The 24226-nt window shown below is 72.4% G+C and carries 23 protein-coding genes, 2 tRNA genes and 4 pseudogenes; 17 read left to right on the top strand and 12 right to left on the bottom strand.

What is annotated here, in order from left to right; translation table 11 throughout:
• Positions 1–215 precede the first annotated feature (215 nt).
• From rsmG to rpmH, 6 genes and pseudogenes are all read right to left on the bottom strand, one after another.
• Positions 216–1031, bottom strand: a complete 816-nt coding sequence (gene rsmG / locus MF408_RS09260) for a 16S rRNA (guanine(527)-N(7))-methyltransferase RsmG (protein WP_345893932.1) — start codon at positions 1029–1031, stop codon at positions 216–218.
• Between the two features lie 24 nt (positions 1032–1055).
• Positions 1056–1514 (bottom strand): annotated as a pseudogene (locus MF408_RS09255) (R3H domain-containing nucleic acid-binding protein); the annotation flags it as partial.
• Between the two features lie 450 nt (positions 1515–1964).
• Positions 1965–2594: pseudogene (yidC, locus tag MF408_RS09250) on the bottom strand (membrane protein insertase YidC); the annotation flags it as partial.
• Positions 2595–2631: 37 nt separating this feature from the next.
• Positions 2632–2898: a membrane protein insertion efficiency factor YidD gene (gene yidD / locus MF408_RS25225; protein WP_275693387.1), complete on the bottom strand. Its 267-nt coding sequence runs from the start codon at positions 2896–2898 to the stop codon at positions 2632–2634.
• Positions 2895–3281: a ribonuclease P protein component gene (gene rnpA, locus MF408_RS09240; RefSeq protein WP_240251124.1), complete on the bottom strand. Its 387-nt coding sequence runs from the start codon at positions 3279–3281 to the stop codon at positions 2895–2897. Before rnpA ends, yidD begins: the two co-directional genes overlap by 4 nt.
• A gap of 37 nt (positions 3282–3318) precedes the next feature.
• The gene (gene rpmH, locus MF408_RS09235; protein ID WP_240251123.1) at positions 3319–3456 is read right to left on the bottom strand and encodes a 50S ribosomal protein L34; all 138 of its coding nucleotides are present in this window, start codon (positions 3454–3456) and stop codon (positions 3319–3321) included.
• A 644-nt stretch (positions 3457–4100) separates the two neighbouring features.
• On the opposite strand from rpmH, the gene dnaA reads away from it, so the two are divergent.
• From dnaA to MF408_RS09175, 12 genes are all read left to right on the top strand, one after another.
• Entirely contained in the window at positions 4101–5603 is a 1503-nt protein-coding gene (gene dnaA, locus MF408_RS09230; RefSeq protein ID WP_240251788.1) for a chromosomal replication initiator protein DnaA, read from the top strand.
• Between the two features lie 426 nt (positions 5604–6029).
• Complete coding sequence (dnaN, locus tag MF408_RS09225) at positions 6030–7175, top strand: DNA polymerase III subunit beta (protein ID WP_240251122.1); 1146 nt, start codon at positions 6030–6032, stop codon at positions 7173–7175.
• A gap of 137 nt (positions 7176–7312) precedes the next feature.
• The gene (gnd, locus tag MF408_RS09220; RefSeq protein ID WP_240251121.1) at positions 7313–8230 is read left to right on the top strand and encodes a phosphogluconate dehydrogenase (NAD(+)-dependent, decarboxylating); all 918 of its coding nucleotides are present in this window, start codon (positions 7313–7315) and stop codon (positions 8228–8230) included.
• Positions 8231–8288: 58 nt separating this feature from the next.
• Entirely contained in the window at positions 8289–9512 is a 1224-nt protein-coding gene (recF, locus tag MF408_RS09215) for a DNA replication/repair protein RecF (RefSeq protein ID WP_240251120.1), read from the top strand.
• Between the two features lie 303 nt (positions 9513–9815).
• Positions 9816–10091, top strand: coding sequence for a DciA family protein (locus MF408_RS09210; protein WP_240251119.1), 276 nt, complete (start codon positions 9816–9818; stop codon positions 10089–10091).
• 267 nt (positions 10092–10358) lie between these two features.
• Complete coding sequence (gene gyrB, locus MF408_RS09205; RefSeq protein ID WP_345893887.1) at positions 10359–12440, top strand: DNA topoisomerase (ATP-hydrolyzing) subunit B; 2082 nt, start codon at positions 10359–10361, stop codon at positions 12438–12440.
• Positions 12441–12521: 81 nt separating this feature from the next.
• A complete protein-coding gene (gene gyrA, locus MF408_RS09200; RefSeq protein ID WP_275693386.1) occupies positions 12522–15206 on the top strand; it encodes a DNA gyrase subunit A in 2685 nt (894 codons plus the stop codon).
• Positions 15207–15363: 157 nt separating this feature from the next.
• The gene (locus MF408_RS09195) at positions 15364–15771 is read left to right on the top strand and encodes a DUF3566 domain-containing protein (RefSeq protein ID WP_240251117.1); all 408 of its coding nucleotides are present in this window, start codon (positions 15364–15366) and stop codon (positions 15769–15771) included.
• 57 nt (positions 15772–15828) lie between these two features.
• A tRNA-Ile gene (locus MF408_RS09190) sits at positions 15829–15902 on the top strand.
• A 104-nt stretch (positions 15903–16006) separates the two neighbouring features.
• A complete protein-coding gene (locus MF408_RS09185; RefSeq protein WP_240251116.1) occupies positions 16007–16132 on the top strand; it encodes a DLW-39 family protein in 126 nt (41 codons plus the stop codon).
• Positions 16133–16143: 11 nt separating this feature from the next.
• Positions 16144–16216: transfer RNA gene (locus tag MF408_RS09180), tRNA-Ala, on the top strand.
• Positions 16217–16426: 210 nt separating this feature from the next.
• Positions 16427–17371 carry a hypothetical protein gene (locus tag MF408_RS09175; RefSeq protein WP_240251115.1) on the top strand — a complete coding sequence of 315 codons (945 nt, stop codon included), beginning with the start codon at positions 16427–16429 and terminating at the stop codon, positions 17369–17371.
• A gap of 9 nt (positions 17372–17380) precedes the next feature.
• Here MF408_RS09175 and MF408_RS09170 read toward each other — a convergent pair whose 3' ends face one another.
• Genes MF408_RS09170 through MF408_RS09160 form a run of 3 tightly spaced genes read right to left on the bottom strand, consistent with a single transcriptional unit; the run spans position 17381 to position 19475 of the window.
• Positions 17381–18184, bottom strand: a complete 804-nt coding sequence (locus MF408_RS09170) for an MBL fold metallo-hydrolase (protein ID WP_240251114.1) — start codon at positions 18182–18184, stop codon at positions 17381–17383.
• Positions 18185–18213: 29 nt separating this feature from the next.
• Entirely contained in the window at positions 18214–18948 is a 735-nt protein-coding gene (locus tag MF408_RS09165) for a sterol desaturase family protein (protein ID WP_240251784.1), read from the bottom strand.
• Complete coding sequence (locus MF408_RS09160; RefSeq protein WP_240251782.1) at positions 18945–19475, bottom strand: FCD domain-containing protein; 531 nt, start codon at positions 19473–19475, stop codon at positions 18945–18947. Before MF408_RS09160 ends, MF408_RS09165 begins: the two co-directional genes overlap by 4 nt.
• 523 nt (positions 19476–19998) lie before the next feature.
• On the opposite strand from MF408_RS09160, the gene MF408_RS09150 reads away from it, so the two are divergent.
• Positions 19999–20769: an SURF1 family protein gene (locus MF408_RS09150; protein ID WP_240251113.1), complete on the top strand. Its 771-nt coding sequence runs from the start codon at positions 19999–20001 to the stop codon at positions 20767–20769.
• Positions 20766–21101: a DUF3817 domain-containing protein gene (locus MF408_RS09145; RefSeq protein WP_240251112.1), complete on the top strand. Its 336-nt coding sequence runs from the start codon at positions 20766–20768 to the stop codon at positions 21099–21101. Before MF408_RS09150 ends, MF408_RS09145 begins: the two co-directional genes overlap by 4 nt.
• Here the strand turns inward: MF408_RS09145 and MF408_RS09140 are convergent.
• Complete coding sequence (locus MF408_RS09140; protein WP_240251111.1) at positions 21031–21669, bottom strand: hypothetical protein; 639 nt, start codon at positions 21667–21669, stop codon at positions 21031–21033. The two genes, MF408_RS09145 and MF408_RS09140, sit on opposite strands and share 71 nt — an antisense overlap.
• Before the next feature lie 181 nt (positions 21670–21850).
• Between MF408_RS09140 and MF408_RS09135 the strand changes: the two are divergent.
• Positions 21851–22397: pseudogene (locus tag MF408_RS09135) on the top strand (peptidylprolyl isomerase).
• A 64-nt stretch (positions 22398–22461) separates the two neighbouring features.
• On the opposite strand, the gene MF408_RS09130 reads toward MF408_RS09135, so the two are convergent.
• Entirely contained in the window at positions 22462–22689 is a 228-nt protein-coding gene (locus MF408_RS09130) for a hypothetical protein (protein ID WP_240252223.1), read from the bottom strand.
• Positions 22690–22717: 28 nt separating this feature from the next.
• Here MF408_RS09130 and MF408_RS26820 point away from each other — a divergent pair.
• A pseudogene (locus MF408_RS26820) lies at positions 22718–23029 on the top strand (rhomboid family intramembrane serine protease); the annotation flags it as partial.
• 79 nt (positions 23030–23108) lie between these two features.
• Complete coding sequence (locus MF408_RS25215; protein ID WP_275693385.1) at positions 23109–23336, top strand: rhomboid family intramembrane serine protease; 228 nt, start codon at positions 23109–23111, stop codon at positions 23334–23336.
• Between the two features lie 345 nt (positions 23337–23681).
• Here MF408_RS25215 and MF408_RS09120 read toward each other — a convergent pair whose 3' ends face one another.
• The gene (locus tag MF408_RS09120) at positions 23682–24206 is read right to left on the bottom strand and encodes a cell division protein CrgA (RefSeq protein WP_240251110.1); all 525 of its coding nucleotides are present in this window, start codon (positions 24204–24206) and stop codon (positions 23682–23684) included.
• Positions 24207–24226 lie beyond the last annotated feature (20 nt).

Here is a 24226-nt window from a genome sequence, read left to right as displayed (position 1 = left end):
GAATCCGGTTTCACGTGAAACGTCGGAGCCGTCGAGCCCTGTTTCACGTGAAACGGCGTCACCCGTCGCGTCCGCGGGTCGATCCTCGTGGTCTCCGGCCACCGCAGCCTCCTGTGGAAAAGAATGGAAAATCTGTGGACGTTACGCCTGGGAACCGGCCACTCGCACGGTGGATAACCACCCCGCGGCGACGGGGCGTCAGGCCCGAGCGGCGTTCATCGCCGCCGATCGCGAGATCGTGGTCGCCGGCGCGCGGCGGGGCTCCGACCCGCACCCCGGCCACCGGGTGCGCCGGTGCGCTTGCCGGCGGACGGCCACGATACCCGCGCCGGATCCGCCCACGTAACTCGCACGACGCGGGTGTGGACGACCTCCTCCGCCCCAGGCTGCCCAGGGGAGCCGGGGAGGGTCAGCGTCTCGACGACGGGCCGGGCGCACCCGAGCCGGCGGAGGACGTCTGCCGCACCGACCAGCTCCTCCTCGGCTGACGTGCCCTTCATCGCCAGCAACGAGCCCTCCGGAGCCACCAACGGCATGCACCACCCGACGAGCCGCTCCATCGGGGCCACGGCCCGGGCCGTGACCACGTCGAACGACCGCTGGCCGTGCAGGGCGTCGGCACGGGCGCGCCGCACCTCGACGTTGTCGAGGCCGAGCGCCGTCGCCGCCTCGGTCAGGAACGAGGTACGCCGGAGCAGCGGCTCCACCAACGTCACCCGGACATCCGGCCGCGCCAGCGCCAGCACCAGACCCGGCAGCCCGGCTCCCGACCCGACGTCCGCCACGGAGCAGCCGCGGGGGAGTGCGGTCGCCAGCAGCCCGCAGTTGACGAGGTGGCGGTCCCACAACCGGGGCACCTCGCGGGGCCCGATCAGCCCGCGCACCACGCCATCGGTCGCCAGCAGGTCGGCGTACTGCTCGACCAGGGCCATCCGGTCGGCGCCGAAGAGCGCCGCCGCGACCGGCGGGGCGGGGCCGGGGCCGGGGCCCGGGCCGTCCCCGGAAACCCCACCGTCACCCGCTGGTTCCACGTGAAACGTCGCCTGGAGACTCAGTCGGCAGGGGAGCACGACGACGTAGCGCCGAGGCTCCACGCCCTCCGACTCCGACCGGAGGCCGGCCTCGGCCACCGCGTCGTGGACGATCTTCCGCTCGAACGGCGACATCGGGTCGAGCGACAGCGCCTCACCCGACTCCTGCACCTTCGCCGCGGCCTCGGCACCGAGCTTGGTCAGCCGGGCCCGCTTGTCGGCCCGGAAGCCCGAGATGTCGAGCATCAGCCGCGACCGCTCGCCGGTCTCGCGGTAGACGGCCAGGCGGGTGAGCTCCTGGAGCGCCTCCAGCACCTGACCGTCGGGCCCCACCAGCTGGGTGAGGTCCGCGCCGACGATCGACACGGCGGCCCGGTCGGCCTCCACGTCGATGTCGAGGTCACCGTCGAGGTCGGCGATGTCGAGCAGCTCCTCGAGGTAGTCGGCGGCGACGTCGCCCTCGCGCTCGAGCCGCTCGACCAGCGCGCCGTCCGCCGGCGCGTCGCTAGGGCCAGTGGCGCCGGGCGTGCCGGTCACGTCGCTCTCCTCGACCTCGGTCACGTTCCCGTCGAGCTCGGTGCTCACCTGTTGCCTCCCTGCTTCTTGTTCTGTCCGTTGCCGGGCTTGCCGGACTTCCGCTGCGAGCGGGTCTGCCGCTTCGGCTGCTGCCGCTGCTGGGCCGGCCGGCGCTCCGGCTCGGGGATCTCGACGACCGGCGCCTCGTAGGCGGCGTACTTCTCGGGATGCTTCGCGGCCTTCGCCTTGTCCCGCTCCTGCTTGGCCTGGAACGCGGGCGTTCCCGGGGCCGGGTTGTTGCGGATCACGTAGAACTGCTGGCCCATCGTCCACAAGTTCGACGTCGTCCAGTACAGGGAGGACGCCGATCGGGAACGCCACGCCGCCGAGACCGAACGCCACCGGCAGGATGTAGAGCAGCATCTTCTGCTGCTGCGCGTAGGGGCCGGTCATCGCGTCGGCCGGCATGTTCTTGGCCATCAGCTGGCGCTGGGTCGTGAAGGTCGTCGCCGTCATCGCCAGCACCAGCACCAGCGACACGACCATGACCGTGCCGTTGGGGTCGTCGCCCCAGGTCCGCGCGCCCCAGAACGAGTCGGCGAGCGGGATCGCGCCGAACACCTCGGCGTTGCCGAACTGGTCGGCGAGCTCGGGGGTGAGGAAGCCGTGAGCCTTTCCGCTCCGCGCGGCCTGGTCGAGCAGCCGGAAGAGCGCGAAGAAGATCGGCATCTGCAGCAGGATCGGCAGGCACGACGCGAACGGGTTGGTGCCCGCCTCGCGGTAGAGCTTCATCGTCTCCTCGGCGAGACGCTGCCGGTCGTGCCCGTACTTCTTCTGCAGCTCCCGGACCTTCGGCTGCAGCAGCTGCATGTTGCGGCTGGACTTGATCTGCTTCACGAAGAGCGGGATCAGCGCCGCCCGGATCACCAGCGTCAGGCCGATGATCGACAGCGCCCAGGACGCGCCGCCCGCCGGGTCGAGGAACAGGCTGAACAGCTTGTGCCACGCGACGAGGACCGCCGAGATGACGTAGTACAGCGGCACCATGATGAAGTGGCCGATGTCGCCGATGATGCCCACGGGCTCATGCTCCTTGATCGGGTCGGGGGCCGGCGGCGGCAGCCGCACGACGGGGGAGGGTGGGGGCACGTGGTCGACCCCGCCGGCGGCCCACGGGTGGCAGCGGCCGATGCGCCGCGCCGCCAGCCAGCTGCCCCTTGATGCTGCCGTGCACCTGCACCGCCTCCAGGGCGTAGGCCGAGCACGAGGGGTAGTAGCGGCAGACGTCGCCGTAGAGCGGGCTGATCACCGCGCGGTAGCCGCGCAGCAGCGCGACCAGCAGCCACCTCACCGTTCCACCCGTCCGGAGCCGGACCGGAGGCTCCGCTGCAAGCAACGGTCGAGGTCGGAGGCGAGTTCCTCGTACGTCGCCGCCGCGGCCGGCGGCTGTGCACGGACGACGAGCAGCGACTCGCGCGGCAGCGTCGGGAGCCGGTCACGGACGGCGTGCCGCAGCCGCCGCTTGACCCGGTTGCGGACGACGGCACCGCCGACCGCCTTGCTCACCACGAAGCCGACCCGGGCGGGCCCGCCCGGACCAGTCGACCCGCCAGTCGACCCGCCGGGCTCCACGACGAGGTGCGTCACGAGCGTGCGCGCACCCGACCGCCGGCCCGCCCTCGTGGCGTGCCGGAACGAGGTCGACGTGGTGAGCCGGGAGTCGGCAGGCAGCACAGGAGCCCTCCGGGGGCCGATGCCCGAGGCCTGCGCCTCAGACCGACAGGCTCTTGCGGCCCTTCCGGCGGCGGGCCGCCAGGATCGCGCGACCGGCGCGGGTGCGCATCCGCAGTCGGAAGCCGTGCGTCTTGTGGCGACGACGGTTGTTCGGCTGGTACGTCCGCTTGCTCACGATCGACCTCTCAGATGAACGTCTCGGGAAGGGTCACCCGGGGCGGCCGGCAACGAGGGCCGGAGCGGCAGCGAAGCCGCCCGACCCGGTGAGGTGGCAGTTTCGGCTGGCACCGCGCATCCGTGGACAAGCTGGCCACGGACATGCGGCACCGGTCGACACCGGATGACCGAACCACGGTACGGGCCACCCCGGAGGGGGGTCAAACCGACGACCCTAGCCCTCCCGCGCGCGACGGCGGGCCGGACACGCGCGGGACCCCGGCCCGAGCCCCGACGCACCGGTTCCGGCGGACCCGTGAGAACCTGTGGACAACCGCTTGATCCACAGGCGGACCGGGACTACGTTCGGGCACTCCGGGGTTCCCCCGCCGGACCTGGGGCACCACCGCCTCGCGCACCATCCGCAGCTCGGGACGAGCTTCTCCGAAGCCGCTCCTGACCTGCGGGAACGCGATGTGGAGCGCACCTGGGAACGGGCCCGACACGGTGCCGTCGATACCGGTGACACGGTGTTCACAGCCTGTGGACAAAGTTGTGGAGGCTCCCGCCGGAAGGCGGAGCGAGGCGAGCGAGAGGTCAGGCGTGACGGGGAACGACGAGCAGCCCGACGGCAACGGCGCGGCGCAGGAGCAGGACCCCACGCTGGCGCCGCTGGAGCAGGCCTGGCGCGCGGTCCTCGGCGAGCTGCAGGCGCCGCACCGCGCCTGGCTCCAGACCAGTCGCCCGGTGACCCTCCACGGCACCACCGCCATCGTGGCGGTGCCCGACGAGTTCACCCGCAACCGGCTCGAGGGCCGGGTGCGCGGACACCTCGAGGACGCGCTGACCGAGCAGTTCGGCCACGACGTCCAGCTGGCGGTGACCGTGGACTCCTCCCTCGAGCACCAGCCGGTCGAGGCGCCGGACCACAACGGCCACAACGGCCCCGGCGGCCCCGCCGGGTCTGCCGGCAGCGACGCGCCGGGGTCGGATCGACAAGCCGACATGTCGACAAAGCGACAAGGCGACTCGCCGCCGTACGCCGCCCCGGCGACGGGGAGCGCCCCCGCACCGTCGCCGTTCCCCCCGGCACCCGACCCCGGTGCCCACCAGGCACCGCCGTCGGCCGAGGCCCGGCTCAACCCGAAGTACACCTTCGAGACGTTCGTCATCGGGTCCTCGAACCGGTTCCCGCACGCGGCCGCGGTCGCGGTCTCCGAGGCGCCCGGCAAGTCCTACAACCCGCTGCTGGTCTACGGCGACTCCGGTCTCGGCAAGACCCACCTGCTCCACGCCATCGGCCACTACGTGCGCAGCCTCTACTCCGGGGCGAAGGTGCGGTACGTGAGCTCGGAGGAGTTCACCAACGAGTTCATCAACTCGATCCGCGACGACCGGCAGGACCGGTTCAAGCGCAAGTACCGCGAGGTCGACGTCCTGCTCATCGACGACATCCAGTTCCTCCAGGGCAAGACGCAGACCCAGGAGGAGTTCTTCCACACGTTCAACTACCTGCACAACGCGCAGAAGCAGATCGTCCTCACCTCCGACCAGCCGCCGAAGAAGCTCGAGGCGCTCGAGGACCGGCTGCGCAACCGGTTCGAGTGGGGCCTGATCACCGACGTCCAGCCGCCCGACCTCGAAACGCGGATCGCGATCCTGCGCAAGAAGGCGGCGATGGACCGGCTCACCGCGCCGCCCGACGTGCTCGAGTTCATCGCCAGCAAGATCCAGACCAACATCCGCGAGCTCGAGGGCGCGCTGATCCGGGTCACCGCGTTCGCCAACCTCAACCGGCAGGACGTCGACCTGACCCTGGCCGAGATCGTGCTCAAGGACCTGATCCCCGAGGGTGGCGAGCCGGAGATCACCGCGTCGCTGATCATCGCCCAGACCGCGGCGTACTTCGGCCTCTCGATCGAGGAGCTCACCGGCCCCAGCCGCGGCCGGCACCTGGTGATGGCGCGACAGATCGCGATGTACCTGTGCCGCGAGCTCACCGGGTTGTCGCTGCCGAAGATCGGCGCCCAGTTCGGCAACCGCGACCACACGACCGTGATGTACGCCGAGCGGAAGATCAACCAGCTGCTCGGCGAGCGCCGCGCCGTCTTCAACCAGGTCAGTGAGCTGACCAACCGGGTGAAGATGCAGGCGCGCCAGGGCTGAGCGGGTGCGGCCGCCGAGCCACCGCCATCCTCGACGCCTGTGGACGAACGCGCCCGCGACGTACGAACTACACGGGGAGGATCTGTGGTTCGACGGGTCCGCGCCCTCCACCGCCGGGTCGCGCTCCACACCCCGCGGTGCGTCGTCCGGCCACGCTCCACAACCCCTGTGAGCGGCCGGATCCCGGGCTGACCTGCGACGACACGAGTTCTCCACAGATTCCACCGACGCTATGACCACTCCTGGAATTCACCCGTCCCGATCCGAGCCCAACGTCCTCCCGGGCCCCACCCTGTGGACGACCGCGCCCCGCAGGCCTCCCGCTGCGCCCGCTCCCGCACCCGTGGCAGGATGCGCACTACGACACTCGTGTAGTTCCCCGCGCGACGCACCGCTCTGTCCACCGCCAGCCGTGAAGGACGCAACGTGAAGTTCCGTGTCGAACGCGACGTCTTCGCCGACGCCGTCGCCTGGGCCGCCCGCAGCCTCCCCGTCCGCCCGAGCTCCCCGGTGCTCGCCGGCCTGCTCGTCGAGGCGGGAGACGAGGGACTGGTGCTCTCCACCTTCGACTACGAGACCTCGGCCCGGGCCACGCTGGCCGCGGAGGTCAGCGACGAGGGCACCGCGCTGGTGAGCGGGCGGCTGCTCGCCGACATCTGTCGCAGCCTTCCCGCCAAGCCCGTCGAGCTCACGCTCGACGGCGCCCGGGTGTCGCTCACCTGCGGCTCGGCCCGGTTCTCGCTGCAGACGATGCCGGTCGAGGACTACCCGACGATCCCGGAGATGCCCGCCGCCACCGGCACCGTCTCCAGCGAGGCCTTCGCCCACGCGGTCGGCCAGGCGGTCACCGCGGCAGGTCGCGACGACATGCTGCCCGTGCTCACCGGCGTCCGGGTCGAGATCGAGGGCGACACGATCGCCCTGCTGGCGACCGACCGGTTCCGGCTCGCCCAGCGCGAGCTCACCTGGAACCCGGGCCAGCCCGACGCCAGCCTCGCCGCGCTGGTGCCGGCCAAGGTGCTCGGTGACACCGCCAAGTCGCTCACCGTCGGGCAGGAGATCACGATCGCCCTGTCGGCCGGCTCCGGCGGCGACGGCCTGATCGGCTTCGAGGGCAGCGGACCCGGTGGCGTGCGGCGTACGACGACCCGGCTGCTCGACGGGGAGTTCCCCAAGGTGCGCAGCCTGTTCCCGACCGAGCGGCTGACCGTCGCGCGGATCGAGAAGGCCGCGCTCATCGAGTCCCTCAAGCGGGTCTCGCTCGTCGCCGAGCGCAACACCGCGGTCCAGCTGTCGTTCGCCGACGGCGTGCTCACCCTCGACGCCGGCACCGGCGACGAGGCGCAGGCCACCGAGTCGGTCGAGGCCGCGATCGAGGGCGAGGACCTGGTGACCGGCTTCAACCCGCAGTTCCTGCTCGACGGGCTCGGCGCGATCGACGAGACCCACGTCGAGCTGGCGTTCACCCAGGCCTCGAAGCCGGTGGTGATCACCGGCACCGGCGACGACGCGTCCGCGGAGAGCAACGGCTCGTTCCGCTACCTGCTGATGCCGCGCCGCCTCCTCGGCTGAGCCGGCCCGCGGCGGACGAGGGCCGGCAACGACGAACGGACGACCGTCGGCCGAGTGCGGGGCCCTACCGCCGTACCCACCGACGCACTAGCGTCGAACGCAAGCACCACCGGACAACACCGGACCAGGGAGATCGCATGCACCTCGGACTCGTCGGCCTCGGGAAGATGGGCGGCAACATGCGCACCCGGCTGCGCGACCGCGGCCACACGGTCGTCGGCTACGACCACCACCCCGAGCTCCGCGACGTCGACAGCCTCGCCGCGCTGGTGGAGGCGCTGCCGACCGATGCGCCCCGGGTGGTGTGGGTGATGGTGCCGGCCGGGGAGGCCACCCGGTCGACGATCGCCGAGCTCGCCGACCTCCTCGGCGAGGGCGACCTGGTCGTCGACGGTGGCAACTCCAAGTGGACCGACGACGCGGAGAACGCCGAGCTGCTCGGCGCCAGGGGCATCGGCTTCGTCGACTGCGGCGTCTCCGGCGGCATCTGGGGCCTCGAGAACGGCTACGCGCTGATGTGCGGCGGTGCGCCGGAGGACGTGGCGAAGGTGCAGCCGGCGTTCGACGCCCTCAAGCCCGACGAGGGCGGCTTCGTGCACGCCGGCCCGAAGCCCGGCGCCGGCCACTTCGCGAAGATGGTCCACAACGGCATCGAGTACGCGATGATGCAGGCGTACGCCGAGGGCTGGGAGCTGCTGGAGAAGGTCGACCTGGTCGAGAACGTCCCCGACGTCTTCGACTCCTGGCGCCACGGCACCGTGATCCGCTCCTGGCTGCTGGACCTCTTGACCGAGGCGCTGGAGAAGGACGAGCACCTCGACGAGCTCCGCGGTTACGCCGAGGACTCCGGCGAGGGCCGGTGGACGGTGCAGGCCGCGATCGACAACGCCGTCCCGATGCACGTCATCGCCTCCTCGCTGTTCGCGCGGTTCACCTCGCGGCAGGACGACAGCCCGGCGATGAAGGCGATCGCGGCGATGCGCAACCAGTTCGGCGGGCACGCGGTGCAGTCCGGGCCGCCGCCCGGCGGCGACGCCCCCACCGCCACCGAGTGACGTCGCCCCGACGTCCAGCGCCCCACCCGTCCGCGCCGACCGACCACCGCTGCTCACCGTGCACGTCTCGCACCTGACCCTCCACGACTTCCGGTCCTACGCCGACGTCGAGGTGCCGCTCGAGGCGGGCGTCACGGCGTTCGTCGGGCGCAACGGACAGGGCAAGACCAACCTGGTCGAGGCGGTCGACTACCTCTCGCGGCTGGCGTCGCACCGGGTCGCGACGGACGCCCCGCTCATCCGCGCCGGAGCCGACCAGGCCCTGGTCCGGGCCGCGGTCGTCCGTGACGGCCGCACGGCCGTGCTCGAGGTCGAGCTCAACCCCGGCCGCGCCAACCGGGCGCGGGTCAACCGCTCGCCGCTGCCGCGGGCCCGCGACCTGGTCGGGCTGGTGCGCACGGTGGTGTTCAGCCCCGAGGACCTCGCGCTGGTCAAGGGCGACCCCTCCGAGCGCCGCCGGTTCCTCGACGACCTCCTCGTGCTCCGCACGCCCCGGCTGGCCGGCGTCCGTGCCGACTACGACCGCGTGCTCAAGCAGCGCAACACCCTGCTGAAGACGGCCGGCCACGCCCGCCGCGGCTCCTCGAGCCAGGACGCCGCGCTCGCGACCCTCGACGTGTGGGACGACCACCTCGTCCGGGTCGGCTCCGAGCTGCTGCACCACCGCCTGCGCCTCGTCGAGGACCTCGCGCCCTACCTCGGCAAGGCCTACGAGGCGGTCGCCCGCGGCGCCAGCCGCGACGACGCCCGGATGGAGTACGCCGCGAGCACGCCGCTGGCGGCGGGTGACGGCGACGCCGACCAGCCGGCCCCGGCCGCCGGTGTGCCGGACACCGGTGTGCCGGACACCGGTGTGCTCGCCGAGGCGCTGCTCGCCGAGCTCGGGCGCCGTCGGGGCGACGAGCTCGACCGCGGTGTGACGCTGGTGGGGCCGCACCGCGACGACCTCCGGCTCACCCTCGGCGGGAGCACCGGCCAGCGGCTCCCGGTGAAGGGCTACGCCTCGCACGGCGAGTCGTGGTCGTTCGCGCTCGCGCTGCGGCTGGCGGCGTACGACCTGTTGCGCGCGGACGGCGACGACCCGATCCTGATCCTCGACGACGTCTTCGCCGAGCTCGACGCGGACCGCCGGGCGCAGCTGGCGGCCCTGGTCGCCGGCGCCGAGCAGGTGCTGGTCACCGCAGCGGTGGAGGCCGACGTCCCGGAGCAGCTGGCGGGCGTGACGTACGCCGTGGCGGGAGGGGAGGTGACCCGTGTCGGAGGAGCGACCAGCGACGGGTGAGCCCCGTGAGACCGGTCGACCCGGTGAGCCCGGTGAGCAGCCGGCCCGGCAGCCGGACCCCGAGCACCGCCCCGACGGGCTCGACCTGGCGCGGGCGATGGTGCGCGGTGCCGCCGCACCCGGCACGTCCCCGGTGGTCCCGCGCCGGCGCCGGCCCGCCGGCACGGCGCCCCGGACGCGCCGCGGCAGCGAGGGCGGGCTCAGCGGCGCACACCCCGACCAGCGCGACCCGCAACCGCTGGCCGGCGAGGTCGGCCGGCTGGTCGCCCAGCACGGCTGGGGGCTCGACCTGCAGGTCCGGGGGTGTTCGCCCGCTGGGCCGAGGTCGTCGGACCCGAGATCGGGGCGCACTCGACGCCGGAGACGCTCGTCGACGGCACGCTCGTCGTCCGCACCGACTCGACCGCCTGGGCCACCCAGCTCAAGCTGCTCGCGGCCGGCGTGGTGAAGCGGCTCAACGCGGAGCTGGGCGACGGCACCGTCACGGTGGTCGAGGTCCTCGGGCCGCACGCACCCAGCTGGAAGCACGGGCGCCGCGGCCTGCGCGACGGCCGCGGCCCCCGCGACACCTACGGCTGAACCGGCCACCCGCGCAGACGCGTCGGGGGGCGGGCGCCTGTATCCCCGCACGTCCGCCCCCCCTCCCGGGCCGTCCAGACCGCCGTTGCCGCGCGCTGAGAGCCGGTTTTCATCCACAGACCCCCCGGCCGAGGGCGCGCGTGCGTGTGCAGCGGGCCGCTGGCCGGTAAGATGGACGTCGGGCCGGGCGCACGCACTCCCACGTCGTGAGCGACGGCCCTCTGTCTGCCTGCCCGGCCCTCCGGCCGACGAACCGAAGAGGTGTGCGTGACCACCGAAGAGCAGCAGCCCGTACCCCCGGTCCCGGTCGTCAGCGGCGACTACGACGCCTCGGCGATCCAGGTGCTCGAAGGCCTCGAGGCGGTCCGCAAGCGGCCCGGGATGTACATCGGGTCGACCGGCGAGCGCGGTCTCCACCACCTGATCTGGGAGATCGTCGACAACGCCGTCGACGAGGCGCTGGCCGGCTACTGCGACCGGATCGAGGTGACCCTCCAGCCCGACGGCGGGGTCCGGGTCGAGGACAACGGCCGCGGCATCCCCACCGACACCGCGCCGGGCCAGGAGGTGCCGGCCGTCACCCTCGCGCTGACCGTGCTCCACGCCGGCGGCAAGTTCGGCGGCGGCGGCTACAAGGTGTCCGGCGGCCTCCACGGCGTCGGCGTCTCCGTCGTCAACGCGCTCTCCTCGCGGCTCACCGTCGAGGTCAAGAACCGCGGCCACCTGTGGCGGCAGTCGTTCTCGCTGGGCACCCCCGACGGGCCGCTCGAGCAGGTGCGTCCGCTCGAGGAGGACGAGCGCACCGGCACCACGGTCACCTGGTACGCCTCGCCCGACATCTTCGAGAGCACGGCGTACAACCTGGAGACGATCACCACCCGGATCCGGGAGATGGCCTTCCTCAACAAGGGCCTCGAGATCTGCGTCGTCGACCAGCGACCCGCCGCCGAGGACCTCGCCGAGGCCGTCCACGACGACACGATCAGCAACGAGGTCGACGCCACCGGCGCCGGCGCCATCGAGCGCGCCGAGGGCGGGCTGCAGCAGGTCTTCAAGTACGAGCGGGGCCTGGTCGACTACGTCGAGCACCTCAACCGCCGCAAGGACAAGGCCAACCCGTCGATCATCTCGTTCGAGGCCGAGACGCCCGACGACGTCGACAACCACATGAGCCTCGAGGTGGCGATGCAGTGGAACACCGGCTTCACGGAGTCGGTGCACACCTTCGCCAACACCATCAACACCCACGAGGGCGGCACCCACGAGGAGGGCTTCCGCGCGGCGCTGACCTCGCTCGTCAACGGCTGGGGCGAGCAGTGGGGCCTGATCAAGAAGCGGGAGGACCGGGTCAGCGGCGACGACATCCGCGAGGGCCTGACCGCGATCATCTCGATCAAGCTCGGCGAGCCGCAGTTCGAGGGCCAGACGAAGACCAAGCTCGGCAACACCGAGGCCAAGGGCTTCGTGCAGCGGGTCGTCAACGACCAGCTGGGCGCGTGGCTCGAGCAGAACCCCGCCGAGGGCAAGGACATCGTGCGGAAGGCGCAGGCCGCCGCGTCCGCCCGGATCGCAGCGCGCAAGGCGCGCGACCTGGCCCGCTCGCGCAAGGGGCTGCTCGGCGGCGGCGGCCTGCCCGGCAAGCTGTCGGACTGCCAGTCGACCAACCCCGCGGAGTGCGAGGTCTTCATCGTCGAGGGCGACTCCGCGGGCGGCTCGGCGCGCCAGGGCCGCGACCCTCGGGTGCAGGCGATCCTCCCGATCCGCGGCAAGATCCTCAACGTCGAGAAGGCCCGCATCGACAAGGTCCTGGCCAACCAGGAGGTGCAGGCGATCATCTCCGCCCTCGGCACCGGCATCCACGAGGAGTTCGACCTCGAGAAGCTGCGCTACCACAAGGTGGTGCTGATGGCCGACGCCGACGTCGACGGCCACCACATCAACACGCTGCTGCTGACCCTGCTGTTCCGGTTCATGCGGCCCCTGATCGAGCACGGCTACGTCTACATGGCGCAGCCGCCGCTCTACCGGATCCGCTGGAACAAGCCGCACGACCACGAGTTCGTCTACTCCGACGCCGAGCGCGACCTGCTGATCGAGGACGGCCTGGCGCAGGGCAAGAAGCTGCCCAAGGAGAACCCGGTCCAGCGCTACAAGGGTCTCGGCGAGATGAACGCCGAGGAGCTGTGGGAGACCACGATGAACCCCGAGCAGCGCCTGATGCTGCAGGTGACCCTCGACGACGCGGCGCAGGCCGACGAGGTGTTCTCGATCCTGATGGGGGAGGACGTCGAGCAGCGGCGCTCGTTCATCCAGCGCAACGCCAAGGACGTCCGGTTCCTCGACATCTGACGCACCCGCGCGTCGTACCGAACTATCCCGGAATCTAGTCCCTCGCCTAGAAACCGATAGACACGAGCAGAGAGAGCAATCGTGACCGAGACCCCCACCCACGGCGGCGGCCGGATCGAGCCGATCGAGCTGCAGACCTCGATGCAGCGGGCCTACATCGACTACGCGATGGCGGTGATCGTCGGCCGGGCGCTGCCCGACGTGCGCGACGGCCTCAAGCCGGTGCACCGCCGCGTGCTCTACGCGATGTACGACGGCGGCTACCGGCCCGACCGCGGCTTCTCGAAGTGCTCGCGCGTCGTCGGTGACGTCATGGGTCAGTACCACCCCCACGGCGACTCGGCGATCTACGACACCCTCGTCCGGCTCGCCCAGCCGTGGGTGATGCGCGCACCCCTCGTCCACGGCCAGGGCAACTTCGGCTCGCCGGGCAACGACGCCGCCGCGGCGATGCGGTACACCGAGTGCCGGATGGCGCCGCTGGCGCTGGAGATGGTCCGCGACATCGAGCAGGAGACCGTCGACTTCCAGCCCAACTACGACGGCCGCTCGCAGGAGCCGACCGTCCTGCCGAGCCGGTTCCCCAACCTGCTCGTCAACGGCTCGGCCGGCATCGCGGTCGGCATGGCCACCAGCATCCCGCCCCACAACCTGCGCGAGGTCGCCGAGGGCGCGCAGTGGGCGCTGGAGCACCCCGACGCCTCCCGCGAGGAGCTGCAGGACGCGCTGATCGAGCGGATCAAGGGCCCCGACTTCCCCAACGGCGCGCTGATCGTCGGCCGGGAGGGCATCGAGCAGGCCTACCGCACCGGCCGCGGCTCGATCACCCAGCGCGCCGTCATCGAGGTCGACGAGGACGCCCGCGGGCGGACCTGCCTCTCGATCACCGAGCTGCCCTACATGGTCAACCCCGACAACCTGGCGCTGAAGATCGCCGAGCTCGCCGACTCCGGCAAGGTGCAGGGCATCTCCGACGTCCGCGACGACTCCTCCGGCCGCACCGGCCAGCGGCTGGTCGTCGTGCTCAAGCGCGACGCGGTCGCCCGCGTCGTCCTCAACAACCTGCTCAAGCACACCGAGCTGCAGACCAACTTCTCCGCCAACATGCTGGCGCTCGTCGACGGCGTGCCGCGCACGCTGACCATCGACCAGTTCGTCAGCAACTGGGTCGCCCACCAGATCGACGTCATCCAGCGGCGCACCCGGTTCCGCCTCGCCGAGGCCGAGAAGCAGGCCCACATCTTCCGCGGGCTGGTCAAGGCGCTCGACATGCTCGACGAGGTGATCGCGCTGATCCGGCGCTCGCCCGAGGTCGAGGACGCGCGGCGCGGGCTGATCGAGCTGCTCGAGATCGACGAGATCCAGGCCAACGCGATCCTCGACATGCAGCTGCGCCGGCTCGCGGCGCTCGAGCGGCAGAAGATCATGGACCGGCTCGCCGAGCTCGAGGAGACGATCGCCGACCTGCAGGACATCCTCGAGAAGCCCGAGCGGCAGCGGCAGATCGTCTCGGAGGAGCTCGCCGAGGTCGTCGACAAGTACGGCGACGACCGGCGCACGCAGATCATCGCCGCCGACGGCGACCTGTCGATGGAGGACCTGATCCCCGACGAGGACCTCGTCGTTTCGATCACCCGCGGCGGCTACGCCAAGCGCACCCTCGCCACGCAGTACCGCACCCAGAAGCGGGGCGGCAAGGGCGTGCGCGGCGCGACGCTGCGCGGCGACGACGTCGTCGAGCACTTCATCGCCACGACCAACCACCACTGGCTGCTGTTCTTCACGACGGCCGGCCGGGTCTACCGCACCAAGGCCTACAACCTGCCCGAGGCGTCGCGCGACGCCAAGGGCGGTCACGTCGCGGGGCTGCTCAGCTTCCAGCCCGACGAGGCGATCGCCCAGGTGCTGGCGATCCGCGACTACGACCAGGCGCCGTACCTCGTGCTCGCGACGAAGAACGGCCTGGTCAAGAAGACCCGGCTCACCGACTACAACAGCCCGCGTCAGGCCGGCGTCATCGCGATCAACTTCCGCGAGGACGACGACGAGCTGGTCGGCGCCGAGCTGGCGTCGGCCGACGACGACATCCTGCTGCTGTCGCGGAAGGGCCAGGCGATCCGGTTCCGGGCCGACGACGCCCAGCTGCGGCCCATGGGCCGGGCCACCTCGGGCGTGACCGGGATGAAGTTCAAGTTCCCCGACGACGCCGTGCTGTCGATGTCGGTGATCCGCGCGACCCAGGTCGCGGCCGAGGAGGCCGCCGGGCTCGCCGAGCACGAGGCGGACTCTGCCGCGGTCGAGGCCACGGCCGAGCAGATCAGCGAGGTCAAGCCGCAGTACGTCTTTACGATGACCGACGCCGGGTTCGCCAAGCGCAGCCGGATCAACGAGTACCGGCTCCAGGGCCGCGGCGGCTCCGGCATCAAGGCGATGGCGTTCAACGAGGCCAAGGGCAGCCTGGTCGGCGGGTTCATCGTCGAGGACGGCGACGAGGTGCTCTCGATCACCCAGGGCGGCCAGGTCGTGCGCAGCCCCATCGACGACAACTTCACCCCGAGGGGCCGGTCGACGCAGGGTGTGAAGTTCGTGTCGCCCAAGAACGGCGACGCGGTCGCCGTCGTCGCCCGGTCGGTCGAGTCGAAGGTCGCGGAGGAGGCGACGGAATCGCTCGATGCGGCGCCGGGTGCAACAATCGAGGGAGCCGAGCCCGCCGAGCCCACGGACGCGGGCGACAGCGGGGCCGACCAGGAGCCCCGGGGAGAGTGAGGGTTGATGACGGACCGCGCTACGGAGCCGTCGACGGTGCCCGTGACGGGCACGCCGGTGAGCCGCGGCGAGACCGCCGTACGCCCGCCGCTCGCCGAGCGGTCACCGGCGCAGCCGCTGCCCGACCTCCCGCCCCCCGCCCTCCTCGGCGCCGAGCGTGTCGTTCCCGGCCACCGACGGACGCCCGCGGTCGCCGCGGCGCGCCCGCCTGCGGCTGACCCGCATCGACCCGTGGTCGGTGATGAAGACCGCGTTCCTGCTCTCGATCGCGTTCGCCATCGTCACGGTCGTGTCCGTGGCGATGGTGTGGCAGGTGCTCGGGGCCGCGGGCGTCTGGGACTCGATCAACAGCACCGTCCAGGAGGGCATCGGCGGTGAGGACATCCAGTCCTTCCAGGTGCAGGACTACGTCGGCACCAGCCGGGTGCTCGGCTTCACCATGCTGGTCGCGGCGATCGACGTCATCCTGATCACCGCGGTCGCGACCCTCACCGCGTTCCTCTACAACATGGCCGCCGCGCTGCTCGGCGGCGTCGAGGTCACCCTCGCCGAGGACCACGGCTGAGAGCACCCCTCGATTCGGTCGCCCGGCGGGCGATCGGGTAGTGTTCCCTCGGTTTGCGGGCCTATAGCTCAGACGGTTAGAGCGCTTCCCTGATAAGGAAGAGGTCACAGGTTCAAGTCCTGTTAGGCCCACCCACACGGGGGCTCCGCCTCCGTGGACCCCCCACCGGGGGCCCGCCCCCAGACCCCCGGGTCGAGGGGCACCACCCGTGACATCCGGACCCGGAGGTCCCACCGTGAAGAAGCTCGTGCTCCTCGCCGTCGCGGCCGCCGGCGCCGTGATCGCCTCCCGGAAGCTGCAGGAGAGCAAGGCCGAGCAGGCCCTCTGGGCCGAGGCCACCGACCGGCTCCCGAGGACCTGAAGCACCACCCCGGGGCGTTGGCGCAATTGGTAGCGCACCTGCTTTGCAAGCAGGGGGTTAGGGGTTCGAGTCCCCTACGCTCCACCCGGCCCTGAGGGCGCAGGTTCATCAAGGTATGCAGGCGAACCTGCGCCTCCCACGGTGGGCCCGCCACGGGAAGCGCGGATTCGTCGACATCCCTTGATGAACCTGACGGCTCGCCGGACGACCGCCCCGCCGACCGTTGCCCCGCCGCCGCCCCGCCGACCTGCCGCAGCGCCGGCCGGACCGCCGCCCCGTGGCAGACTCGCCCGCGTGAGACATGGGGCGAGCTGGTTGCTGGCGGCTGCCCTGCTGCTGACCGGCTGCAGCGACGCCGCCGACCCCGCGCCGGAGCCGACGCCGGAGGCGGCGCCCGTCGTGACGGCGTACGACCCGACGCTCGAGCCGGCCGCCGCTGTGCTGAGCCTCGTGCCGGCGGAGGCGACGTACCTCGAGGTCACCGACTTCGACCAGCTGCGGCTGACCCTCGGCTTCGGCGACGGCCCGTCGTCGGAGGAGGAGCGACAGCGGTTCTGGCGGGCGGTCGACGGCGCCGCCACCTTCTCGCGCGGGATGCTCCGCCCGGCCGAGGTGCGGCTGCGCGAGCTCGGGATCGGCCAGGACGACGTCGTCTGGGAGGCTCGCTGGTCCGGCGGCGCCGAGGGCTGGGTGATGGCACTCCACGAGCGGGTGCGCGCCGGAGCGGTGCGGCGGGCGGTCGCGCAGGGTGTCGGCGTCCTCGACGGGGCGCGGTACGACGCCCGCCGGCGGCTCGTCCTCTCCACGGCGCCGCCCGACGGCGCGGCCAGTTGGGCGGCCGAGCCGGCGGTCACCGGGCTGGTCGGGCAGCCGGCGAACGCGACGTACGTCGAGCGCGGCTGCCTGGCGTTCGACGACGTCTTCGGTGCCGGGATGGAGGACCGGCTGGCCGCTGCACCCCGCGCGGAGCTCGACGCGCTCGACCCGCTCGGCGCCTACGCGGTGTCGTTCGGGCCCGACCTGGTCACCGTGCGGCTCGGCGACGCCCGCAGCGACGCGTTCGCGCGGCTGCGGATCCACGAGCTGCTGCCGCAGACCGAGCCGGAGTTCGGGCGGGTGTTCTCGCGCGGTGTCTCCGACCCGTCGACCGGGCGGCTCGGCTACGACGTCGAGCGGCCGCGGGCGGCGGTGCGGCTGACCACCGGCCGCCGGCTGCCGTTCGCGCTCTGCAGCGACTGACCGGCGTCGTCAGCCGCCGGTGACGTCGTCGCCGGCCGCGGCGCCGGCGAGGGCGTCGAGCTGGGCCTTGTCGTGCGCACAGAAGACCGTCACCTCGCCGGTGTGGCCGGTGGCGAGCTCGCGGAGGCGCTCCTCGTTGGCGCGGCGCGCCTTGTTGTCGACCGCCACCATCGCCTGGAACGCCGCCAGGCCACGGTGGCAGCGCGGCGGGTCCCGCAGCTGGTCGCCGTCGAACACCGCGTCGCCCGCGTGCACCAGCCAGTGGCCGTCGTCGCGGCGGACGGCGACGCCGCAGTGGCCGCGGCTGTGCCCCGGCAGCGGCACCAGCAGCACGTCGTCATCGAGTGCCGTGACCGCGGGCAGCCCGAGCCACGAGTCGCCCGGCTCCGCGTGGAGCACCCACCGCGGACCGTGCGCCCACTGCGCGGCGACGTAGCGGCCCCGCTCGGTGAGCGCGGGCCGGGTGGCGGCGTCGTACTCCCGCTCGAAGACGTGGACCCGGGCCGAGGGGAAATCGCCGATGCCGCCGACGTGGTCGAGGTCGAGGTGGGTGAGCACGACGTCGGTGACGTCGCCGGCGGCGAACCCGAGCGCCGTCACCTGCGCGAGCGCGGTCTCGGCCGGGTCGAGCGCCGGGCGCACGACGGTCCGGAACGGGCGGCCGAGGCGGGCCGGGTGCGCCAGGTCGGTGGTGCCGAGGCCGGTGTCGACGAGCAGCAGGCCCTCGGGTCGCTCGACGAGCAGCACGTGGGCGACCATCTCCGGCGCCAGTGGCGGCCGGAACGTCCCGCAGTTGAGGTGGTGGACACGCATGCGCTGATCGTGGCAGAGATCGCCGGTGCTCAGTCGGCGTCGAGCGCGTGCAGGCGCCGCACCGTCGGCGACGTGGGCACCGTGCTGGGGTCGGGGCCGGTGCCGAACAGCCGGTCGGCGGTGCCGGCGGTGGTGACGGTGAACCAGTAGTGCTCGCTCTTGTAGTGGTGCAGGCGGTGGTTGCGCCACACCGCCCGGTACCACCGCGACCGCGGCCGGTAGTCGCTGTGGAGCAGGTAGTGGGTCCACTCGTAGCCGGACTTGATCGCGTAGACGGCGATGAGCAGCGTGAACATCGACGACCAGGTCGGCGTCACCAGCCAGGCCAGACCGGTCCACGCGGGCGCCAGCCACAGCTGGGCCTGCCACGGGATGAAGACGAGCGGGATGGCGCGCGGGTCGGCGTGGTGCGCCCGGTGCTTGCGGGCGAGCAGCGGGTCTATCGTCAGTCCGGCGACCCGCCGGGGGCGCCAGTGCAGGATGCAGACGTGGACCACCCACTCCACCACCGGCAGCGCGGCGACCAGGCCGACGGGGACCAGCAGCTCCCACCAGGAGCCGTCCTCGTGGCGGGAGGCGACCACGCGCCCGGTCACCGCGGCGAGGAGGCAGGTGGCGAGGAGGTACGGCGACGGGTGCCGCCAGAACTCGACGAGCACCCGGCCCAGCGACGCGCTGGTGCGGCGGGCGCCGGTGATCCGCGCCTCGTCGGCGGCCACCCGTCGCCGGGCGAGCTCCTCGACCTGCGGGTCGGACCTGGTCACCGGTCGTCCTCCTCGAGGGAGGCGAGCGCGCCGAGCAGCGCCTGCGCCGTGGGCGTGAGGAGCCGCTCGGCGGCGGCCCGCGCGGTGCCGGGGTCGCCGGCGGCGAGGGCGGCGGCCAGCAGCCGGTAGGGCTCGACCGCGCCGACCTCCTCGGTCAGCAGGGCGGCCAGGGCCGGCACGGCCGGCTCGTAGGCGGCACGGAGGCTGTTGAACATCAGCCGGTAGACGATCGAGTCCGCTCCGTCGACGACGACGTCCCAGTACTCCAGCGCCAGCCGTTGCCACTCCGCGGGGTCGTCGGTGGACGCGAGCCGGTCGAGGAGCGGCTCGAGGGTCGCCGCGACGACCGGGCCGCCGCGCTCGGCGGCCTGGGCGGCGATCGCGGGGCCGATCTGGGTCCGCGCCTCGACCACGCTCCGCGCGACGCCCGCGTCCAACCGGCCACCGCGCACCAGCAGGCGGGGCAGCAGGTCGAGCCCGGCGTACCGCTGGAAGTCGCGGACGGTGGCCCCGCCCCCGTGCCGCACCTCCACCAACCCGGAGTGCGCGATCCGCTGCAGCGCCTCCCCGCACCGCCGGCCGGGAGACGCCCAGCACCTCCGCCAGCCGTCGTTCGCTCGGCAGCTGCTCGCCGACGGCGAGCCCCCCGTCCACCACCTCGTCGAGCACCTGGTCGAACACCTGGTCCGACACCGTCCTGCGGGCAACCGGTCGTAGGGCCATGCCCCCGGCAGCGTAGGCGGCGGTGTGTAGGTGGTCAAGTGGTCTGACCACCAATGTTGATTCGGGCCTCGTGGTGTGTCGAATCGGGGGTGGTGGTGTGTCGAATCGGGTGTCGTGGTCGCTCGAATCCGGCCCCGTGGCGCACCGAGTCGGGCGTCGTGGTGCCCGCCACGACGCCCGACTCAACCCACCACCAGGCCGGATTCGACGCGCCACAACCCCCGAATCAACGCGCCACCACCCCCGAATCAACGCGCCACAACCCCTGATTCGACCGACCACGAGGCCCGATTCAACGCCGGTCCGGGCGCCGCCTAGGGTGGGCGGGTGATCGCGTGGTGGAGCCCCCGGCTGTGGGGCGCCCACCTGCTGGCGCTGGTCTGCGTGGGCATCGCGGTCGGGATGGGCGCGTGGCAGTACGACGCGTGGGAGGCGCGCCGGGCGGCCGAGCGGGTCGACCTGACCACCGCCGCGCCGGTGCCGCTCACCGACGTGCTCGGCCCCGACGACCCGTTCCCCGGCAACGACGTCGGTCGGCCGGTGACCGCCGAGGGGCGGTGGCTGCCCGAGGGCACGGTCCTGGTCTCCGGCCGCGAGCGCGACGGCCGCGAGGGCAGCTGGGTGGTCACCCCGATGACCGTCGGCGGGCCGGAGGAGCCGGCCGTGCCCGTCGTCCGGGGCTGGCTGCCGGGAGCCGACCCCGCCGACGCGCCGCCGCCGCCGACCGGCGCCGCCGACGTGGCCGGATGGCTGCAGCCGGGCGAGGGCACCGGCGCGGCCGACGACGACCCCACCGACGACGTGCTCCCGCAGCTGCGGATCGCCGACCTCGTGCAGCGCGTCGACCAGGACATGTACGGCGCCTACGTCGTCCTCGAGGAGCCCGAGGCCGGGCTCGGCGCCGCGACCCTCGACCAGCTGCCGCCCGCCGGCGCGTTCACGGCCTGGCGCAACTTCGCCTACGCGATCGAGTGGTGGCTGTTCGCCGCCTTCGCCGCGTTCATCTGGTGGCGCTATGTGCGCGACGCCACCTCCCGGCCGGCCGCGGACGAGGCCGCGGAGCCGGCGGAGCCAGGCCCCGTAGGCTCGGAGTCGTGAACGGGCTGTTCAAGACCTACCGGGTGCTCGCGTTCGTCGTCGGCGTGCTGCTGGTCGTCGGCGCCGTCGGGTCGGTGTTCAAGTACGCGCTCCCCGAGGGCGGCTCGCTGCAGGAGCTCGGCGACGCCCTGACCCCGATCTGGGTCATCCACGGGTGGATCTACATGATCTACGTCGTCGTCGCGTTCGTGCTGACCCAGCGCGCCGGCTGGCCGCTCACGCGGTTCCTGCTCATGCTCGTGGCCGGTCTGGTGCCGGTGCTCATCTTCTGGGTCGAGCGCACGGTCGCCGAGCGGCTCCGAGCCGAGCACCCGGAGCTCGCCGGCGTCTGACCGCTTTGGTCAGGAGCCGCTGCGCGGCTCCGTCTCCGGGGGGCAGCGGGTCGGTGAGCGGGTCGGCCTGCTCGGCCGCCGAGGCGTCCGCCCCGGCCCCGGGCGCCGGCTCCCCGACGGTGGCGTCGGTCGGCGGCGGACCCGTCTCGGCCGCTCCCGGCGCGGGCGCCGGGTCGTACGAAGACTGCCAGCCGTCGTCGCCACCGCCCTGCAGCTTCTTCGCGACGAACGCCGCGACCGCGCCGAGGACGCCGACGAGCAGCAGCGTCTTCACCTTCGAGCGCTTCTTCTTGGTCTTCTTGCCGGACAGCTCGGCGGTCTTCATGTCGGCGTAGGCCTTGGCCTCGCCGGCCTTCTCCGCCAGCGTCGTCGCGCCCGCGGCGACCACGGGCGCCGCCTTCGTCTTCACGGCCGTCGCGCCCGCGCTCACCTTCGGGGCGGCCTTGTCCTTCGCGTCGGCGATCGCCGGCCGCGCGGTCTCGTCGACGAACTCGCGGGCGTGATCGATCGCGGTGCCGACGTACTCCTCCGCCTGGTCGAGGAGCGTCTTCTTCTTGCGGAGTCCCATCGACGAACCCTTTCCTGTCGAGATCAGCGTCCGAAGCTCTGCCTACCGCACTACCCCATCCCACCACGGCCCACACGGTGACGGCCATCCCCCCGCAGCCGCCACCGTAGGATCGGTGCGAGCGCGCGGGCACCGGTGCCCGCGCCGGACGCGCACCGTGAGGCGGTGCGGAAAGGTAGACATGGCGGACCTCCAGGCCACCCTCAAGACGAACAAGGGCGACATCACGATCAACCTGTTCCCCGACCACGCACCGCTGACGGTGAAGAGCTTCGTCGGGCTGGCCACCGGCGACCCGGTCGAGGTCTCCAACGACGGTCCCTACAAGCCCGACCGGCGCGGCGGCGCGCTGCCGGACGGCCGGTTCTACGACGGCCTCACCTTCCACCGGATCATCCCCGGGTTCATGATCCAGGGCGGCTGCCCGCAGGGCACTCGGCACCGGTGGGCCGGGCTACGAGTTCAAGGACGAGACGCACCCCGAGCTGGTCTTCGACAAGCCCTACCTGCTCGCGATGGCGAACGCCGGCCCGGGCACCAACGGCTCCCAGTTCTTCATCACCGTCGGACAGACGCCGTGGCTGAACTTCAAGCACACGATCTTCGGCGAGGTCGCCGACCAGGCCGGGCGCGACGTCGTCGACGCGATCGCCGCCGTGCCGACCGGCCAGATGGACCGCCCGGTCGAGCCGGTCGTCATCGAGTCCGTCGAGATCACCGGCCAGTAACGCGTCACGTGACCCAGCCGCCCGTCGGGGCACCGACCTGCTTCCGCCACCCCGACCGTGAGACCTATGTCCGCTGCCAGCGGTGCGGGCGACCGATCTGCCCCGACTGCATGCGCGACGCGTCGGTGGGCTTCCAGTGCCCCGACTGCGTCGCCGAGGGCGCCCGCACGACCCGCCAGGGCCGGACGGCGTACGGCGGCCGCCGGCCGGGCAACGCCGCGCTCACGTCGATCGTCCTGATCGCGCTCAACGGCCTGGTCTGGCTGGCGGTGCTGGCGACGGGCTGGACCACCAGCGAGCTGATCCCGCGGCTCGCGCTGATGCCGACCGGCTCGTGCTGGTCGGAGGCGGAGCCGGGCTCCTACTACCCGAGCCTCGGCAGCGAGGGCCTCTGCGGCCAGGTGCCCGACGGGTTGTGGTTCGCGGGCGTCGCCGACGGCGCCTACTGGCAGCTGCTCACCAGCATGTTCACCCACGTGCAGATCTGGCACATCGGGTTCAACATGCTCGCGCTGTGGTTCCTCGGCCCGCAGCTGGAGATGGTGCTCGGCCGGGTCCGCTACCTCGCGCTCTACCTGGTCTCCGGGCTGGCCGGCTCGGTGAGCGTCTACTGGCTGTCGGCCGAGGACGGCCGCACCCTCGGCGCGTCCGGGGCCGTCTTCGGCCTGCTCGGCGCCCTCCTCGTCGTCGCCTACAAGGTCGGCGGCAACGATGCAGACGCTGCTGTCGTGGCTGGCGATGAACGCGGTGATCACGTTCCTGGTGCCCAACGTGTCGTGGCAGGGCCACCTCGGCGGCCTCGTGGGCGGCGCCATCGTCGGCGCCGTCCTGGTCTACGCCCCGAGGAACCGGCGGACGCTGGTGCAGGTGGCCGGGATCGGGGCCGTCGTCGTGGCGCTGGCCGCCGCGACGGTCGCGCGCACGCTCGTGCTGGTGTAGCTCGTCCACACGTTTTTCCCACAGATGTGGGTAACTACAAGCATGTAGTTATCCCGGGTTGTGGGGGAAAGGTGTGGAGGACGGCGGGGATCGGGGGCCTCGGCGGGGCCGGGGACGTGAGGTTTCCCCGGTCGGCCGGGGAAACCTCAACATGTCGGGCAAAGCAATGCCGGACAAGTGGAGGTTTTGCCCGTCACGTCACCCGACCGGCACCCGCGCCGTACGCCGACCGCCCGCCGTACCCCACCCCGAACGCGACGAGGCCCGCCCGGAACACCGGGCGGGCCTCGTGTGGCGCTGGCTGAGGCGCTGGTCGCAGCAGCGCCTGCTCGAGCGTGCGGCCGGCTACTCCCACTTCGTGGCGTAGGTGAACCCCACCGCCATCAGTGCGATGCCGACGATCAGGTTGCTGTTGCCGAGGTCGTTCATCACCGGCACGTCCTTGGGGTCGTCGCCGGTGAGGAGCACGTAGTAGGCGCAGATCCACAGCAGGCCGATGACGAAGCAGCCGAGCATCCCGACGATGACGCCGCGGCCGCGGCCGAGCGGGGTGGACTTGTGCGCGGCGACGGCGAGGCCGAGCAGGATCGCGGCGAAGCCGATCAGGTAGTTCCACTCCTGCAGGTCGCCGACGAAGTCGAGGCCGGTGACAGCGCCGGGCTCGAAGGTGTCCGGGTCGGGGTTGGGCTTGTCGTCGTCGCCGAAGCCCTCGACGGGGCGGACGCCGACGTAGTAGTAGGCGATCCAGGCGATGCCGCCGAGGAAGAGCACCAGCGACACGATGGAGCGGACGCTGAGGACCGGCCCGCTGCTGGGGTCGGCCATCGCCGACTTGTCCGACCGCTTCAGGCTCGGGCGGGAGAACTTCACGGGCACGGCTCCTCGGATGG

This window comes from Nocardioides sp. TF02-7 (genome assembly GCF_022437945.1).
In the GTDB taxonomy this organism is placed as follows: Bacteria; Actinomycetota; Actinomycetes; order Propionibacteriales; family Nocardioidaceae; genus Nocardioides.
Note: the sequence above shows the minus strand (reverse complement) of the source record. Positions and strands in the feature narration are given on the sequence as shown.

Coding starts and splice junctions, on each gene's coding strand:
- gnd (WP_240251121.1), top strand. CDS start 7,313: ATGCACCTCGGACTCGTCGGCCTCGGGAAGATGGGCGGCAACATGCGC.
- MF408_RS09170 (WP_240251114.1), bottom strand. CDS start 18,184: ATGCGTGTCCACCACCTCAACTGCGGGACGTTCCGGCCGCCACTGGCG.
- MF408_RS09140 (WP_240251111.1), bottom strand. CDS start 21,669: ATGGGACTCCGCAAGAAGAAGACGCTCCTCGACCAGGCGGAGGAGTAC.
- MF408_RS25215 (WP_275693385.1), top strand. CDS start 23,109: ATGCAGACGCTGCTGTCGTGGCTGGCGATGAACGCGGTGATCACGTTC.